Raw genomic sequence first — 14686 nt, 5'->3', positions numbered from 1 at the left:
GGGTGCGGCCTCCTTGTCGGTCAGAGGCGGCAGGCGTGGATGGCCGTGGTCAGGATGGCCCGCGCGCCGATGTCGTACAGGTCGTCCATGATCCGCTGGGCGTCCTCGGCCGGGACCATGGCGCGGACGGCGACCCAGCCCTCGTTGTGCAGCGGCGAGATGGTCGGGCCCTCCAGGCCGGGGGTGATGGCGACGGCCTGCTCCAGGTGCTCGGCGCGGCAGTCGTAGTCCATCATCACGTACGTCCGGGCGACCAGGACGCCCTGGAGCCGGCGCAGGAACTGCTGGACCTTCGGCTCGACAGAGTCTTCGGCGGCATCGGCGCTCGCGCCGGTGCGGCGGATGACGATCGCCTCGGACTTCATGATCGGCTCGCCGATGACTTCGAGGCCGGCGTTGCGCAGCGAGGTGCCGGTCTCGACGACGTCCGCGATAACCTCGGCGACACCGAGTTCGATGGCGGTCTCCACGGCACCGTCGAGGTGCACGACGGAGGCGTCGACACCCTGGTCGGCGAGGTGCTTGGCGACGATGCCCTCGTAGGAGGTGGCGACCGTCCTGCCGCCCAGGTCCGCGACGCCGGACGCGGTGCCGGGTTTGGTGGCGTAGCGGAACGTGGAGCGGGCGAAGCCGAGCGGAAGGATCTCCTCGGCGTTGGCGCCCGAGTCGACCAGCAGGTCACGGCCGGTGATGCCGATGTCGAGGCGGCCGGAGGAGACGTAGATCGCGATGTCACGGGGGCGGAGGTAGAAGAACTCGACCTCGTTCGTCGGGTCGACGGTCCTCAGTTCCTTGGACTCCCGGCGCTGCCGGTAGCCGGCCTCATGCAGCATGTCCGCCGCAGGGCCGGACAGGGAACCCTTGTTGGGGACGGCGATGCGCAGCATGAGGTCGGCTTCCTTCGTGTGACGGGAGTGACAGTACGAGACCTACGAGAACTACGGGGACTACGGGGCCTGCGTGGGGCGTGGGCGCCCGTGGCGGGTTCGGCCGCTCGGGTCTACAGATGGGCGTAGACGTCGTCGAGGGAGATACCGCGGGCGACCATCATCACCTGGACGTGGTACAGCAGCTGGGAGATCTCCTCGGCGGCCGCCTCCTTGCCCTCGTACTCGGCGGCCATCCAGACCTCGGCGGCCTCCTCGACGACCTTCTTGCCGATGGCATGGACTCCCTTGCCGACCAGTTCGGCGGTGCGGGAGGTCGCGGGGTCGCCGTGGGCGGCCTTGTGCTGGAGCTCCGTGAAAAGCTCCTCGAACGTCTTCTTGGACATGGTGGTCCCACCCTACGCGGTTGCGGGGACTCCTCAGCGCCAGGGTTCGGATACCGAGCGGAGTGTGGCCGCGGTGGCGACGGCGGCGGTCACCGCCTCGTGTCCCTTGTCCTCCCGGGAGCCTGTAAGGCCCGCCCGGTCCACGGCCTGCTCCTCGGTGTCGCAGGTCAGCACGCCGAAGCCGACGGGTACGCCGGTCTCGACCGACACCTGGGTCAGGCCCTGGGTGACGCCCTGGCAGACGTAGTCGAAGTGCGGGGTGCCGCCGCGGATGACGACGCCGAGGGCGACGATCGCGTCGTAGCCGCGGCCCGCCAGCACCTTGGCGACCACCGGCAGCTCCCAGCTGCCGGGGACCCGGAGCAGGGTGGGCTCGTCGATGCCCAGGTCGTGCAGGGCGCGCAGGGCGCCGTCCACCAGTCCGTCCATCACCTTCTCGTGCCACTGCGCCGCGATGACGGCGACCCTGAGGTCGCCGACGTTCCGCACGGACAGTTCCGGTGCACCCTTGCCGCTCACGTGTCTCCTCGGTGTTCTTTCCTACTGGTTGCCGCAGCCCGACCCGGCCGGTGCGTCCAGCCAGGGCAGGTCGTGGCCCATCCGGTCCCGCTTGGTGCGCAGGTAGCGGAGGTTGTGCTCGCCCGCGTGCACGGGCATCTGCTCGCGTCCGGTGACCTTGATGCCGTGGCGCAGCAGCGCGTCGGTCTTGTCGGGGTTGTTGGTCATCAGGCGGACGCTGCGTACGCCGAGGTCGTCCAGGATCCTGGCGCTTGCGCCGTAGTCGCGGGCGTCGGCGGGCAGGCCGAGTTCGAGGTTGGCGTCCAGGGTGTCCCGGCCGCGTTCCTGGAGTTCGTACGCGCGCAGCTTGGACAGCAGGCCGATGCCACGGCCCTCGTGTCCGCGCAGATAGACGACGACGCCGCGGCCCTCGTCCCGGATCCGGTCCAGGGCGGCGTCCAGCTGCGGGCCGCAGTCGCAGCGCAGCGAGCCGAAGACGTCGCCGGTGAGGCATTCGGAGTGGACGCGGACCAGGACGTCCTCGCCGTCGCCGATCTCGCCGTGGACGAGGGCGACGTGTTCGACGCCGTCGGCGGTGGAGCGGTAGCCGTAGGCCGTGAAGGTGCCGTGTCGGGTGGGCAGGCCGACCTCGGCCTCGCGGCGCACGGCGGGTCCGGGCGCGGGCACCGGCACGCGCTGCTTGACCGGGGTCATGTCCGCGGCGGCGCGCAGATGGGCGATCAGGCCCTCGATGGAGATGATCGTCAGGCCGTGCTTGCGCGCGAACGGGATCAGCTCGGGCAGGCGCAGCATGCGGCCGTCCTCACCGGCGATCTCCACGATCGCGCCGGCCGGCCGCAGCCCGGCGAGCCGGGCGAGGTCGACGGCGGCCTCGGTGTGGCCGGGGCGGACCAGGACACCGCCCGACCGGGCGCGCAGCGGGAAGACATGGCCCGGACGGACCAGGTCGCCCGGTTCGGCCTTGCCGCTCGCCAGCAGCTGGAGCGTGGTGGCGCGGTCGACGGCGGAGATCCCGGTCGTCACGCCGTGCTCGGAGGAGGCGTCCACGGAGACGGTGAACGCGGTCTTCATGGACTCGGTGTTGTCCTCGACCATCTGCGGGAGTGCCAGCCGGTCGAGTTCCGCGCCCTCCATGGGGGCGCAGATCAGTCCGCGGCACTCGCTCATCATGAAGGCGATGATCTCGGGAGTCGCCTTCTCGGCGGCGATGACGAGGTCGCCCTCGTTCTCCCGGTCCTCGTCGTCCACGACCACGACGGGGCGGCCGGCCGCGATGTCCGCGACGGCTCGCTCGATTGGGTCGAGGGCGATGTCCTCGACGTGGTCGGTGCCGTCGGTGCCGTACAGGATCGGTGCCGCGGTCATGCGGGCGCTCCTTCCATGACGGGCCGCGCGGCCTTGCGGGAGCGCAGCCACCAGTCGCGCAGGCCCCACAGGACGAGTGCGCCGTAGATGACGTAGACGAAGCCGGAGAAGGCGAAGCCGTTGGCGAAGTTGAGCGGGACGCCGACGGCGTCCACCAGGAGCCAGGCGAGCCAGAACTCGACCATGCCGCGCGCCTGGGCGTACATCGCGACGATGGTGCCGACGAAGATGTAGGCGTCGGGCCAGGGGTCCCAGGACAGCGAGGGGTAGGCGTGGAACAGCCCGGCCACGGCGAGGGTGCCGACGGCCGCGGCGACGAGCAGGACCGCCCGCTCGGACCAGGTGGCGAACCGTACGGCGATGTGGCCGTCCGCGCCCCGTGCCGAGCCGCGGTTCCACTGCCACCAGCCGTAGCCGGCGACGACCATGACCACGACCTGCTTGCCGGCGCTGCCGGAGAGGTGGGCTGTGGCGAACGCGGCGAACAGGATGAGCCCGGACAGGAACTGCGTCGGCCAGCTCCACAGGGAGCGGCGCCAGCCGAAGGCGAGACCGACCAGGCCGATCACGTTGCCGATCATGTCGGACCACTTGATGTGCTGGCCGAAGAGGGTGAACGCCTGTGAGTTGAGCCAGGTCACCGGGTCGCCCCCTGGTCCGCGAGCAGCCGCTCGACGTACTTGGCGATGACGTCCACCTCCAGGTTGACCGGGTCGCCGGGCTGCTTGTGGCCGAGCGTGGTCAGGGCGAGGGTGGTCGGGATCAGGCTGACGGTGAAGTGGTCCTCGCCCGCCGTCACGACGGTGAGGCTGATGCCGTCGACGGTGATGGAGCCCTTCTCGACGACGTAGCGTGCGAGGTCCGCGGGCAGGGAGATCTTCACGATCTCCCAGTGGTCGGAGGGGGTGCGTTCCAGGACTTCGCCGGTGCCGTCCACATGGCCCTGCACGATGTGCCCGCCGAGGCGCGCGCCGACGGCGGTGGGGCGTTCGAGGTTGACGCGGGAGCCGACGGTGAGGACGCCGAGGCTGGAGCGGTCCAGCGTCTCGGCCATGACGTCCGCGGTGAACTCCTCGCCCTCGTGCTCCACGACGGTGAGACAGACCCCGTTCACGGCGATGGAGTCGCCGTGCCGCGCGCCCTCGGTGACGACGGGTCCGCGGAGCCGGAAGCGGGAGGCATCGCCCAGGTTCTCGACGGCGGTGACTTCACCCAGCTCTTCGACGATTCCGGTGAACACTTCCCGGGTCCTCCTGCCTCTTCGGGCACGGACTCCGGGGCCTGTCGATGACGACAGAAGAAGCGGATGAGCACTCGGGGAACGACGCCGGACGGACCCGTCCACAGGGGACGTGTCCCAAGACGGCGGCGTGCACGGATGCCCGCCCGCCGCGCACTGCCTCCCATCCGGACTTTAACCGTCGGTCCAGGAATTTCACCTGGTCAACCGGTCGCTGGAAGCGACCGGGTCGCGGACTGTAACCGCCGGTTCGGACTTTCACCGACCCCGGAGTGCGCTGCTTCTGGTACACGCCCAGTGTGCCACGGCGAATCCCCGTCCCGGCAGGGCGGCCGTGTGGGGTGGCTCACAGCGCGGCGGGCCGGGCTCGCCCACCGGACCGCCCCAGGTCAACTCCCCCGGCCGGGAAGGCGCCTGACAGTGATTCAAACCCATTGACCTTACTGGTCTAGTCCTTTTAGGGTGCGGGCGGGCCCGGTGGCGGTGACGACGGCCCTTGCCCGCCGCCGGGCCGCCAGCCTGCCGGCGACCTCTGGCAGGCCGTGCGCGAGCACGCCGACCGGCGGGGGCGAGCGGGCGGCGGCGTGGCGGGCCGAGTGGGCCACCGACGTCCAAGCGGGTCGAACGAAGTCCGCCGTGGTGCGGCAGCGCCCCGAAGGGGCGCGGGGAACTGCGCGACCGGCCACGATGCCGCCGCAGCCGACCGACGGCACTTCCCGGCCCTGCCCGCGGAGCGCTCACCGCTCAGCGGTCCGCCGGGGCGAACAGGTCGTCCTGGGCGCGTTCCCGGGCGGTCAGCAGGGCTCCGCGGAGCACGGCCGCGCCGCCGAGGGTGCTCGGCCGTACGTCGGTGACCAGCGGCGACATCCGCCGCACCCGTTCTCGCACCCGGTCCGCGAGCGGGTCTTCGCCGGCCTGGCCGACCTCTCCGCCGAGGACCACGCAGCCCGGGTCAAGGACGGCGACGACGGAGGCCGCGCCGATGGCGATCCGGTCGGCGAGGGCGGCGAGAAAGCGGTCGGCGGCCGCCGTGGCGGCCCCGGTCACGGCCGTCCGCACCAGGCCCGCGGCGCGCGGCCCGTCCGCGTCGTCCGCGGCGCCGGTCAGCCCGCACTCGTCGGCCAGCGCCTCGATGGCCGCGGCGCCCGCCAGGGAGTGGAAGCCGCCCTTGCAGTCCGTCGCCGAGGGCAGCGTCGAGGTGCCCGGGACCGGCAGGAAGCCGATCTCGCCGGTGCCGCCGGAGGCGCCGCGGCGCAGGGCGCCGTCCAGGACGACGGCGGCGCCCGCGCCGTGGCCGAGCCAGAGCAGGACGAAGGTGTCGCGGTCCCGGACGGCGCCCTCGCGCTGCTCGGCCAGGGCGGCGAGGTTGGTCTCGTTCTCGACGCTGACCCGGGCCTCGGGCAGGCGCTCCTGAAGGGCCGCGACCAGCCGTCGGTGCCAGGCGGGCAGGCCGGTGGAGTCGCGCAGTTCGCCCGTGGCCGGATCGATCAGGCCCGGTGCGCCGATGCCGACGGTGTGCAGCCGGTCGGCCCCGGCCTCCTTCACCGCCCGCTCCACCAGCGTCACCGCCTGCTCCACCGCGGGCCCGGTCCCGATGTCCCCGGCGATGGGTACGGACGCCTCGGTGAGCACCCGGCCCAGCAGATCGGACACCAGCACGGAGACGCCCTCCGTGCGGACGTCGAGCGCGGCGAGGTGGGCGCGGTCGGCGACGATGCCGTAGAGCCGCGCGTTCGGGCCGCGGCGCTGCTCACCGGACTCGCCGACGACCGTGATCAGGCCGCGGTCCGCGAGCCGCTCGACGAGGTCGGCGACGGTCGGCCGGGACAGCCCCGTCAGCTGCTTCAACTGCCCTGCCGTGAGCGGGCCCTCCTCCTGCAGCAGCCGCAGGGCGAGCCGGTCGTTGATGGCCCGGGCGGTGCTCGGGGATGCGGGCATGACGGGAATCCTCCCAGATCGGCGGAGCCGGCGGGCCGGCCACTGCATGCCGGGACGGCGGCGATACTCCCTATCTATCAGGCAGGGTCCCTGATAGTTTACGCCCGAGACAGCGGGGCGACCGTCCAGGGAGGGGCCGGAACATGAGTGGCGTGCGCTACGCGCAAGGTGAGGTGAAACACGCCCGGTACGCCGTCGCGGCCGTGTTCGCCGTGCACGGGGCCGTCACCGGTTCGTTCGCGACCCGGGTGCCCTGGATCCAGGACCATGCCTCCCTGGGCGCGGGACAACTCGGGTTCGCGCTCGCCTTCACGGCGTTCGGCGCCGCGTGTTCGATGCCGGTGGCGGGCCGGATCAGCCATCGCTTCGGCAGCCGCACCGCGCTGCGCGGGCTGATCGCACTGTGGACGCTCTCGCTGATCCTGCCGAGCCTCGCGCCGAACCTGTACACGCTGTGCCTGGCGATGTTCGCCTACGGCGCGAGTGCCGGCATGGCCGACGTGGCGATGAACGCGCTCGGGGTGGAGGTGGAGCGGCTGCTCGGCAAGTCGATCATCTCGGGGCTGCACGGCATGTGGAGCACGGGCGCCCTGATCGGCTCGGCCGCCGGCACCCTCGCCGCGCATCTGGGCTCGGACGCGCGGCTGCACTTCGGGCTCGCGGCGGCCGTCCTCACGCTGCTCGGCGTCTCGGCCGCCAGCTGGGTGCTGGACCTCCAGCCCGCCGAGGACGAGGAGCCGCCGCCGCGGTTCGCGCTGCCGCCCCGTTCGGCGCTGCTGATCGGCGCGGTCGGCTTCTGCGCGGTGTTCGCGGAGGGCGCGAGCCTCGACTGGTCGGCGGTGTTCCTGCGGGACCGGCTGGACAGCTCCGCCGGACTCGCCGCGGCCTCCACGACCGGGTTCATGCTGACCATGGCGATCGCCCGGATCGCCGGGGACGCGGTGGTGAACCGCTTCGGCGCGGTGCGCACGGTCCGGGCGGGCGGGGTGCTCGCCGCGGCCGGCGGCCTGCTGATCGTGGTCGCGGGGCATCCGGCGGTGGCGATGACCGGGTTCGCGCTGATGGGGTTCGGCATCGCGGTCGTGGTACCGCTGTGCTTCGCGGCGGCAGGGCACAGCGGTACCAATCCGAGCCAGGCCATCGCGGGCGTGGCGACCATCACCTACACCTCGGGCCTGATCGCGCCCAGCCTGATCGGCGGGGTGGCCCAGGCGACCAGCCTGATGGTGTCGTTCTGCCTGGTGACCGTGCTGGCGTGCGGGCTGGCGGTGTTCGCGGGCGTGCTGCGCCCTGACGGGCGGGCCCGGACCGAGGTCAGCCGCCCGGCCACGGCGGTCCCCGACCCCCGCCCCTGAGCCCGCCCCTTCGGGGCGCTGCACACCACCATCGGACGCCTGGATCATGTATGTGAACCGGATTCATGAGAAGGACCAGGTGGGCGGAGGACCGCCAGGTACCCCTGACAATGGTCCGGATCCTCTTCACGTACAGAGAAAGCGAAACCTCACCATGGACCTCGGCGTGCGCTGGAAGCTGCACGGCGACGGGCGCACGCCCGCGCCCGGAGCGGTGGTACGCCCCGACGAACGGCTGTCCTGGCCCCGCACGATGGGCCTCGGCGCCCAGCACGTCGTGGCGATGTTCGGCGCGTCCTTCGTGGCCCCCGTCCTGATGGGCCTCGACCCCAACCTCGCGATCATGATGTCGGGCGTCGCGACCGTGATCTTCCTGCTCGCGACCCGCGGCCGGGTGCCGAGCTACCTGGGCTGCTCCCTGTCCTTCGTGGGCGTCGCCGCGGTCATCCGCGCCCAGGGCGGCACCAGCGCGACGGTCACCGGGGCGGTCTTCGTCGTCGGCGTCGCCCTGTTCCTGGTGGGGCTCGCCGTGCAGCGCTTCGGGGCGCGCATCATCCACGCGGCGATGCCCCCGATCGTCACCGGCGCCGTGGTCATGCTGATCGGTTTCAACCTGGCACCGGTGACCGCGTCCACCTACTGGCCGCAGGACCAGTGGACGGCGCTGCTCGTGATGCTCTTCACCGGTCTGGCCGTGGTCTGTCTGCGCGGCTTCTGGTCCCGTATCGCGATCTTCCTGGGCCTCGTCTTCGGATACGTCGTCTCCTGGGCCTTCGACCGGATCTTCGGCCGGATCCACTCGGTGGACGCGAGCGGCAAGCTCACCGACCACTGGCGCCTGGACCTGTCCGGCGTCGGCAAGGCCGACTGGATCGGACTGCCCTCCTTCCACGGCCCGTCCTTCCAGTGGTCGGCGATCCTGGTCGCCCTGCCGGTCGTCATCGCGCTGGTCGCGGAGAACGCCGGACATGTCAAGGCGGTCGGCGAGATGACCGGTGACCCCCTGGACGACCGGCTCGGCACGGCGATCTCGGCGGACGGCGTGGCGTCGATGCTGTCGACCGCCGTCGGCGGCCCGCCGAACACCACGTACTCCGAGAACATCGGCGTGATGGCCGCCACCCGTGTCTACTCGACGGCCGCGTACTGGGCCGCGGCCGGCTTCGCGCTGCTCTTCGGCCTGTGCCCCAAGTTCGGCGCGGTCGTCGCCGCGATCCCGGGCGGGGTGCTCGGCGGCATCACCGTCATCCTGTACGGCATGATCGGCCTGCTCGGCGCGCAGATCTGGCTGCACGCCGGGGTGGACCTGCGCAACCCGCTGAATCTGGTCCCGGCCGCCGCCGGCATCATCATCGGCGTCGGCAACGTCTCCATGAAGGTCACCGACACGTTCTCGCTGAGCGGGATCGCCCTCGGCACGCTGGTCGTCATCACCGGCTACCACGCGCTGCGCGCCTTTGCGCCCGCCCATCTCAAGGGACAGCAGCCGCTGTTGGACGAGGGCACCTCCGCCTACGACGAGACCGCGAGCCCCGACGGGGGCGGCCACCGCGCCGGTTCTTAGGCGTACTTGGCGTGCACATCCCCGCGGCGCCCTCGCGGCCCGCGGTGCCCCGCCCTGTGACGCGATCCCCCGCACGACGGGCCGGTTCCCCCGTTCCGGGGACGCGTCGGGCCCGTCGGCACACGCGGCGGCCTCGGGCTGGGACCCTGCCCCCATGGCGCAGTTGGAACAGTTCACGACGTCCGTCCACACGGTGGACTCCGTCGTCGCGCGGATGCGCGCCCTGGACGCCGCCCTGCCGGCCCGGGACGGGGTCGCGGTCTTCAACCGCGTCTACCTCACGGTCACCGAGGAGGTGGAACGGCGCCTGGATGCCGGGTACTTCACCGACCGGCGGGCCGCGGCCGCGCTGGACGTCCGGTTCGCGCACCGGTATCTGGCCGCGGTGGACGCGGCGGCGGACGGCCGGCGCGCGCCCGCCTGCTGGCGGCCCCTGTTCCAGCTCCGCCGCCATCCGGGCGTACGGCCGCTGCAGTTCGCGTTGGCGGGCGTCAACGCACACGTCGGCCACGACCTGGCGCTCGCCGTGGTGGACACCTGCCGGACGCTCGGCTGTGAACCCGACGACCTGGAGGACGAGTTCGACCGGGTGGGCGATCTCCTCGTCTCGCTGGAGGAACGCGTCCGGGAGGATCTGATGCCGGGGCCCGACCTCCTCCAGATCGCCGACCCGCTCACCCATCTGCTGGGTTCCTGGAGCCTGGAGCGGGCCCGGGACGCGGCCTGGTCGGCGGCGCGGGCGCTGTGGGCGCTGCGCCGGTGCGGGGACCTCGCCGAGGAGTTGGCCGAACGCCTCGACGCGGCCGTCGGCCTCGCGGGCCGGCTGCTGCTCACCCCGCTGCCGGACTGATCCGGCCATTGCGCGAGCGTCGCCCGCAAACCTGTGTATGTCGCAGCTAGGTTGACCGGCAGGCACCCCGATTGCGAAGGAGCAGCGGTATGGCGATCCGGCTCGGTCTCGGTCTTCCCCAGATGCGGCAGTACTCCATCGGCAGGGACGTGCCCGATGTGGCGCGCGCTGCCGAAGGGATCGGCTACGACAGCCTGTGGGTCTTCGAACGGGCCCTGTTCCCCGAGCCGGCCACCCAGGGGCTGTACGGCATCGAGGGGCTTGCCTGGCCGGACGGCTACCGCCAGGTCGCCGAGCCGCTGGTCACGCTCACCCTGGCGGCGGCGGCCACCGAACGGGCCCGGCTCGGCTCCAGTGTGCTGGTCGCGCCGCTGCACCAGCCGTTCCAGCTGGCCAAGGCCCTCGCCTCGCTGGACGCCGCGAGCGGCGGCCGGGTCCTCGCGGGCTTCGGCACGGGCTGGTCCCTCGACGAGTACGCGGCGGCCGGCATCCGGCCGTTCGAGGAACGCGGCCGGGTGCTGGACGAGCTGATCGAGGTCTGCCGGGCGGTGTGGGGCCCCGACCCGGTGCGCTACGAGGGCGGCATCACCAAGATCGCCTCGGCCGTGGTCGGGCCCAAGCCCGCCCGGCCGATCCCGATCCTGCTGGCCGCGGGCGGCGGGCGGGCGCTGCGGCGGCTGGTGGATCACGCCGACGGCTGGCTGCCGGTGGCCACGGGCGCCGACCGGTTCGCCGCGCAGTGGCGGCAGGTGCAGGACCTGGCGGCCGAGCGGGGCCGTACGGAGCCCGTCCGGACGGTCCTGCGGGTGAACACGGCCCTGTCGGCAGCGCCGTACGGCGGCACCGACCGACGGCCCTTCCAGGGCGATGTCGGCCAGATCGTCGAGGACCTGGTGGCGCACGCGGCCGTCGGCCCGGAGGAGATCCTCGTCGACCTCCAGAGCGGCGCCCGCGACGCCGCACACCTCAAGGACGTCGCCGCTGAGGTGTACGAGACGGCGCGGGCCGCGGGCGTCTGAGCGCGTTCATTCCTCGGGGAGTTCCACCGGGGCTATCGCGTCGAAGACGTCGCCGGGGCCGGGGTTGGTGGGGTCCGTCGCCCCGCCGAGGTGGTGCAGCACGCCCCAGACCGCGTTGAGCGCGGTCTGCACGGCGCCCTCGGCCCAGCCGGCGGTCCAGGAGATGTCGTCGCCCGCGAGGAAGATGCCGCGCTTGTCGACGGGCAGCCGGTCCTGCATGAAGTGGGTGAACAGGCGCCGCTGGTAGCGGTAGTGGCCGGGCAGGTTGGCCTTGAACGCGCCCATGAAGTAGGGCTCGTTCTCCCAGGAGACCGTCACCGGGTTGCCGATGATGTGGCTCCGGATGTCGACGTTCGGATAGATCTCGCCGAGGGACTTCAGCATGACCTCCATCCGCTCCCGGGCGGTGAGCGGCAGCCACTTCAGGCTGTCGTCGCACCACGTGTAGGACAGGCAGATCACGGCCGGCCGGTCCGGGCCGTCGTCGAGCAGATAGGTGCCGCGCGTCATCCGGTCGGTGAGCGTCATCGACATCACGTCCCGGCCGGTGGCGGGGTCCTTGTCCCGCCAGAACGGCCGGTCGACCGGGACGAACAGTTTGCTGGACTCCATGTAGTGGGTGCGCTCGATCGCCGTCCAGTGGTCGATCGGGAAGAGCGAGTCGTCGCAGGCGATCTGGGAGAGCAGCATCCAGGACTGGGCGGTGAAGACGGCCGCCCGGTAGGTGCGGATGTCGCCGTGCGCGTCCGTCACCGTGATCCGGTTGCCCGCCGTGCGGTGCAGCCGGGTCACCGCGGGCCGGGGCGCACCGTTGTCGTGCAGCGCCGCGAGGGAGGTCCCCCGCGCCCAGTGCACGATCTTCTCCGGCGCGCGCTCCCACAGGCGCAGCGGCAGTTGCTGGGAGCCGCCGACGATGCCGCGATGGTGGTCGTCGGCCTCGGTGTAGACGACGCGCAGGATCTCCAGGATGGAGTTGGGGAAGTCGGTGTCCCAGCCGCCGGTGCCGAAGCCGACCTGTCCGAAGATCTCCCGGTGCCGGAAGGAGCGGAACGCCGCGGAGTCGCACAGGAAGCCGTAGAAGGTCTGGTTGTCGAGTTCGGCCACGAGCCGGGCCCAGATCTCCCGGATGCGCGGTACGTTCCGCTCACGCAACGCCCGGTTCATGGCGGAGAAGTCCGCACCCTCTTCGAGGCACCTGTGCCAGGCGGCGGCGACGTCCCGGTAGACCTGCGGCAGGTCGTCGATCGTCTCGGCGTAGTGCGACTCGCCCTTGAGGTCGACGACGGTCGACGGCGTCGCCTCGGCGAGGGGGTTGGGGAAGGGACGCGTCCGAAGGCCGACCAGGTCGATGTAGTGCTGGAGCGCCGTGGAGGACGGCGGAAAGCGCATCGCGCCCATCTCGGCCGTCAGGGACGGGTCGCAGCCGTCGAAGCCCACCGTGCGCAGCCGGCCGCCGAGCCGGTCGGCCTCGTACACGACGGGCCGAAGGCCCATCTTCATCAGCTCGTAGGCGGTCACCACGCCGGACAGGCCGCCGCCGACGACCGCGACCTCGGTGCCGTGCTCGGTCGCGGGGATCTGACCGAGGCCCGCCGGGTGGGCGAGGTAGTCGTCGTACGCGTACGGGAAGTCCGGTCCGAACATGGTGATCGGCGGCTGCTGCCCGGGGGCGTGCCCGGCGGCACCGGGCACCGTGGACGTCATGGGGTGGGGACTCCTTGCGCGGGTGAACTCGGGTGGGATGTAAGGGGGTTCAGACGACGGAGCGGTACAGGCCGGGGCGGCGGTCACGCAGATACGGGTTGGCCTCGCGGGAGGCCGCCAGGAAGCCGGGGTCGACGTCGGCGATGAGCAGGTCCTCGGTGCGGCCGGCCCGGGCGCGGGCGGTGCCGTCCGGTCCGGCCAGCGTGGACAGCCCGACGAAGTCGAACTCGCCCTCGGGGCCGACCCGGTTGACGTAGGCGACGTACATCTGGTTCTCGAAGGCCCGCACGGGGACCAGCGACTCGGCGACGAACTGGTACGGGTGCATCTGTGCCGTCGGCACGACGAGGAGGTCGGTGCCGGCCAGCGCGTGCGCGCGGACGTTCTCCGGGAACTCGACGTCGTAGCAGATCAGCAGGCCGACGGTGAGGCCGTCCAGTTCGGCCTGGACGACCGGCCGGTCGCCGGGGGTGAAGTGGTCGTGCTCGAAGCGGCCGAAGAGGTGGGTCTTGCGGTAGCCGGCGAGCCGGGTGCCGTCGGCGGAGATCAGCTGGGCGGAGTTGTGCACGTCGGCGACCGCGCGCTCCGGGTAGCCGTAGGCGATCGCGAGGCCGTGCCGGCAGGCGATGTCGGCGACCGCGTCGGCCCAGTCGCCGTCGGCGGGTTCGGCGAGGCGGCCGATGCCCGCGCCGATCGCGTACCCCGTCAGGAACATCTCCGGGGTCGCCAGCAGCGCGGCGCCCGCGGCGGCGGCGCGGGCCGCGGCCTCGTCGAGGACCTTGAGGTTCTCGGCGGCGGAGCCGGGGCGGCCGGAGCTCTGGAGCAGGGCGGTGCGCATGCGTGATCCTCACCGGTGCAGGGGGTTGGGGCCACCTAGACCGTACGGTCGGCGTGCGGGCCGGACAAGAAGGACCCGTTGCGCGCAGACGAGCGGTTCATTGCGCGCATCCGGACCCACCCGGCGATTCGTTGCGCACCCGCCGCTGAGCGCTCTGCCGGATGTGCCGCACCGTGCCGTCGGTTGCCTGCGGCACCGCCGTGGCTGGTCGCGCAGTTCCCCGCGCCCCTTCGGCCAGCTCAGCGCCGCCGCCCGCGCGCCGGCACCGGCCCGCTGCCGAGTCGGGACGCACTGAGCGCTCTGCCGGATGTGCCACACCGTGCCGTCGGTTGCCTGCGGCACCGCCGTGGCTGGTCGCGCAGTTCCCCGCGCCCCTTCGGCCAGCTCAGCGCCGCCGCCCGCGCGCCGGCACCGGCCCGCTGCCGAGTCGGGACGCGGCGACGTCGCTCAGGTCGTCCAGGGTGAGGCCGACGAGGCTGTCGCGCACGGTGCGGCCGAGCGCGGCGTCGATCGGCGCGAGGGACGGCACGGCCAGGACGGCGCAGCCGGCCGCCTCGGCGGAGGCGACTCCGGTGTGGGTGTCCTCGACCGCCACACAGGACGCCGGGTCGACGCCGAGGGCGCGGCAGGCGGCGAGGTAGGGGTCCGGGGCGGGCTTGGTGCGGCCGGTGTCGTCGGCGGTGACGGAGACCGCGAACCGGCCGGGTCCGAGGGCGTCGAGCACGATGTCGGCCACGGTGCGCGGGGATGCGGTGACCAGGGCGGTGGGGGTGCCGGCCCGGCCGAGCGCGTCGAGCAGGTCGACGGCGCCGGGGCGGGGCACGACGCCCGTGCGGACGCGGGCCGTGAACTCCCGGTGCAGCGCGTCCGCGAGGTCGGCGGCCGGGCGTCCGGCCGCCGCGGGCCGCCCCCCCCCGGGGGGGGGGGGCCCGCCCGCCCCCCCCCCCCCCCGGGGGGGCGCCGGCCCCGGGGGGGCGCGCGCCCCCCCCCCCCCCCCCCCCCCCACCCCCCCCCCCCCCCC

13 protein-coding genes, 1 pseudogene and 1 riboswitch are annotated in these 14686 nt (G+C 72.8%); of the genes and pseudogenes, 4 read left to right on the top strand and 10 right to left on the bottom strand.

What is annotated here, in order from left to right:
• Positions 1-20: 20 nt before the first annotated feature.
• The 7 genes from hisG to ACFYTE_RS37115 all read right to left on the bottom strand — a co-directional run bounded on the left by hisG (position 21) and on the right by ACFYTE_RS37115 (position 6335).
• A complete protein-coding gene (gene hisG / locus ACFYTE_RS37145; protein WP_388720359.1) occupies positions 21-887 on the bottom strand; it encodes an ATP phosphoribosyltransferase in 867 nt (288 codons plus the stop codon).
• Positions 888-1000: 113 nt separating this feature from the next.
• Positions 1001-1273 (bottom strand): phosphoribosyl-ATP diphosphatase, encoded by a 273-nt coding sequence (locus tag ACFYTE_RS37140; RefSeq protein WP_007491392.1) that lies wholly within the window; start codon positions 1271-1273, stop codon positions 1001-1003.
• A gap of 33 nt (positions 1274-1306) precedes the next feature.
• On the bottom strand, positions 1307-1792 hold the full coding sequence (gene ribH, locus ACFYTE_RS37135; RefSeq protein ID WP_388720355.1) for a 6,7-dimethyl-8-ribityllumazine synthase: 486 nt from the start codon (positions 1790-1792) through the stop codon (positions 1307-1309).
• Between the two features lie 21 nt (positions 1793-1813).
• Positions 1814-3157: a bifunctional 3,4-dihydroxy-2-butanone-4-phosphate synthase/GTP cyclohydrolase II gene (locus tag ACFYTE_RS37130; protein ID WP_388720352.1), complete on the bottom strand. Its 1344-nt coding sequence runs from the start codon at positions 3155-3157 to the stop codon at positions 1814-1816.
• Positions 3154-3798 (bottom strand): nicotinamide riboside transporter PnuC, encoded by a 645-nt coding sequence (locus ACFYTE_RS37125; protein ID WP_388720349.1) that lies wholly within the window; start codon positions 3796-3798, stop codon positions 3154-3156. Before ACFYTE_RS37125 ends, ACFYTE_RS37130 begins: the two co-directional genes overlap by 4 nt.
• Positions 3795-4397: a riboflavin synthase gene (locus ACFYTE_RS37120; RefSeq protein WP_388720347.1), complete on the bottom strand. Its 603-nt coding sequence runs from the start codon at positions 4395-4397 to the stop codon at positions 3795-3797. The genes ACFYTE_RS37125 and ACFYTE_RS37120 overlap by 4 nt, the downstream gene beginning before the upstream one ends.
• A 149-nt stretch (positions 4398-4546) precedes the next feature.
• Positions 4547-4677: riboswitch (FMN riboswitch) on the bottom strand.
• Positions 4678-5141: 464 nt separating this feature from the next.
• Positions 5142-6335 carry an ROK family transcriptional regulator gene (locus ACFYTE_RS37115; RefSeq protein WP_388720344.1) on the bottom strand — a complete coding sequence of 398 codons (1194 nt, stop codon included), beginning with the start codon at positions 6333-6335 and terminating at the stop codon, positions 5142-5144.
• A gap of 143 nt (positions 6336-6478) precedes the next feature.
• Between ACFYTE_RS37115 and ACFYTE_RS37110 the strand changes: the two genes are divergently transcribed.
• The 4 genes from ACFYTE_RS37110 (at position 6479) to ACFYTE_RS37095 (ending at position 11123) form a co-directional block, all read left to right on the top strand.
• Positions 6479-7690: an MFS transporter gene (locus ACFYTE_RS37110; protein WP_388720341.1), complete on the top strand. Its 1212-nt coding sequence runs from the start codon at positions 6479-6481 to the stop codon at positions 7688-7690.
• Between the two features lie 154 nt (positions 7691-7844).
• Positions 7845-9254: a uracil-xanthine permease family protein gene (locus ACFYTE_RS37105; RefSeq protein ID WP_388720338.1), complete on the top strand. Its 1410-nt coding sequence runs from the start codon at positions 7845-7847 to the stop codon at positions 9252-9254.
• 154 nt (positions 9255-9408) lie between these two features.
• The gene (locus ACFYTE_RS37100; protein WP_388720335.1) at positions 9409-10104 is read left to right on the top strand and encodes a DUF5995 family protein; all 696 of its coding nucleotides are present in this window, start codon (positions 9409-9411) and stop codon (positions 10102-10104) included.
• A gap of 89 nt (positions 10105-10193) precedes the next feature.
• Positions 10194-11123, top strand: coding sequence for an LLM class F420-dependent oxidoreductase (locus tag ACFYTE_RS37095; RefSeq protein WP_388720333.1), 930 nt, complete (start codon positions 10194-10196; stop codon positions 11121-11123).
• 6 nt (positions 11124-11129) lie between these two features.
• Here the strand turns inward: ACFYTE_RS37095 and ACFYTE_RS37090 are convergent, their stop codons facing one another.
• The 3 genes and pseudogenes from ACFYTE_RS37090 to ACFYTE_RS37080 all read right to left on the bottom strand — a co-directional run.
• Entirely contained in the window at positions 11130-12827 is a 1698-nt protein-coding gene (locus ACFYTE_RS37090) for a flavin monoamine oxidase family protein (protein ID WP_388720330.1), read from the bottom strand.
• A gap of 49 nt (positions 12828-12876) precedes the next feature.
• Entirely contained in the window at positions 12877-13665 is a 789-nt protein-coding gene (locus ACFYTE_RS37085; protein ID WP_388720327.1) for a carbon-nitrogen hydrolase family protein, read from the bottom strand.
• Between the two features lie 448 nt (positions 13666-14113).
• Positions 14114-14566, bottom strand: a pseudogene (locus tag ACFYTE_RS37080) (HAD family hydrolase); the annotation flags it as partial.
• Positions 14567-14686 lie beyond the last annotated feature (120 nt).

This window comes from Streptomyces sp. NPDC004629 (assembly GCF_042873595.1).
Classification (GTDB): Bacteria; Actinomycetota; Actinomycetes; order Streptomycetales; family Streptomycetaceae; genus Streptomyces.
Note: the sequence above shows the minus strand (reverse complement) of the source record. Positions and strands in the feature narration are given on the sequence as shown.

Excerpts from the sequence above, each read along its gene's own strand:
- hisG (WP_388720359.1), bottom strand. The coding sequence starts at position 887 with ATGCTGCGCATCGCCGTCCCCAACAAGGGTTCCCTGTCCGGCCCTGCG.
- ACFYTE_RS37140 (WP_007491392.1), bottom strand. The coding sequence starts at position 1,273 with ATGTCCAAGAAGACGTTCGAGGAGCTTTTCACGGAGCTCCAGCACAAG.
- ACFYTE_RS37130 (WP_388720352.1), bottom strand. The coding sequence starts at position 3,157 with ATGACCGCGGCACCGATCCTGTACGGCACCGACGGCACCGACCACGTC.
- ACFYTE_RS37115 (WP_388720344.1), bottom strand. The coding sequence starts at position 6,335 with ATGCCCGCATCCCCGAGCACCGCCCGGGCCATCAACGACCGGCTCGCC.
- ACFYTE_RS37110 (WP_388720341.1), top strand. The coding sequence starts at position 6,479 with ATGAGTGGCGTGCGCTACGCGCAAGGTGAGGTGAAACACGCCCGGTAC.
- ACFYTE_RS37105 (WP_388720338.1), top strand. The coding sequence starts at position 7,845 with ATGGACCTCGGCGTGCGCTGGAAGCTGCACGGCGACGGGCGCACGCCC.
- ACFYTE_RS37100 (WP_388720335.1), top strand. The coding sequence starts at position 9,409 with ATGGCGCAGTTGGAACAGTTCACGACGTCCGTCCACACGGTGGACTCC.
- ACFYTE_RS37095 (WP_388720333.1), top strand. The coding sequence starts at position 10,194 with ATGGCGATCCGGCTCGGTCTCGGTCTTCCCCAGATGCGGCAGTACTCC.
- ACFYTE_RS37090 (WP_388720330.1), bottom strand. The coding sequence starts at position 12,827 with ATGACGTCCACGGTGCCCGGTGCCGCCGGGCACGCCCCCGGGCAGCAG.
- ACFYTE_RS37085 (WP_388720327.1), bottom strand. The coding sequence starts at position 13,665 with ATGCGCACCGCCCTGCTCCAGAGCTCCGGCCGCCCCGGCTCCGCCGCC.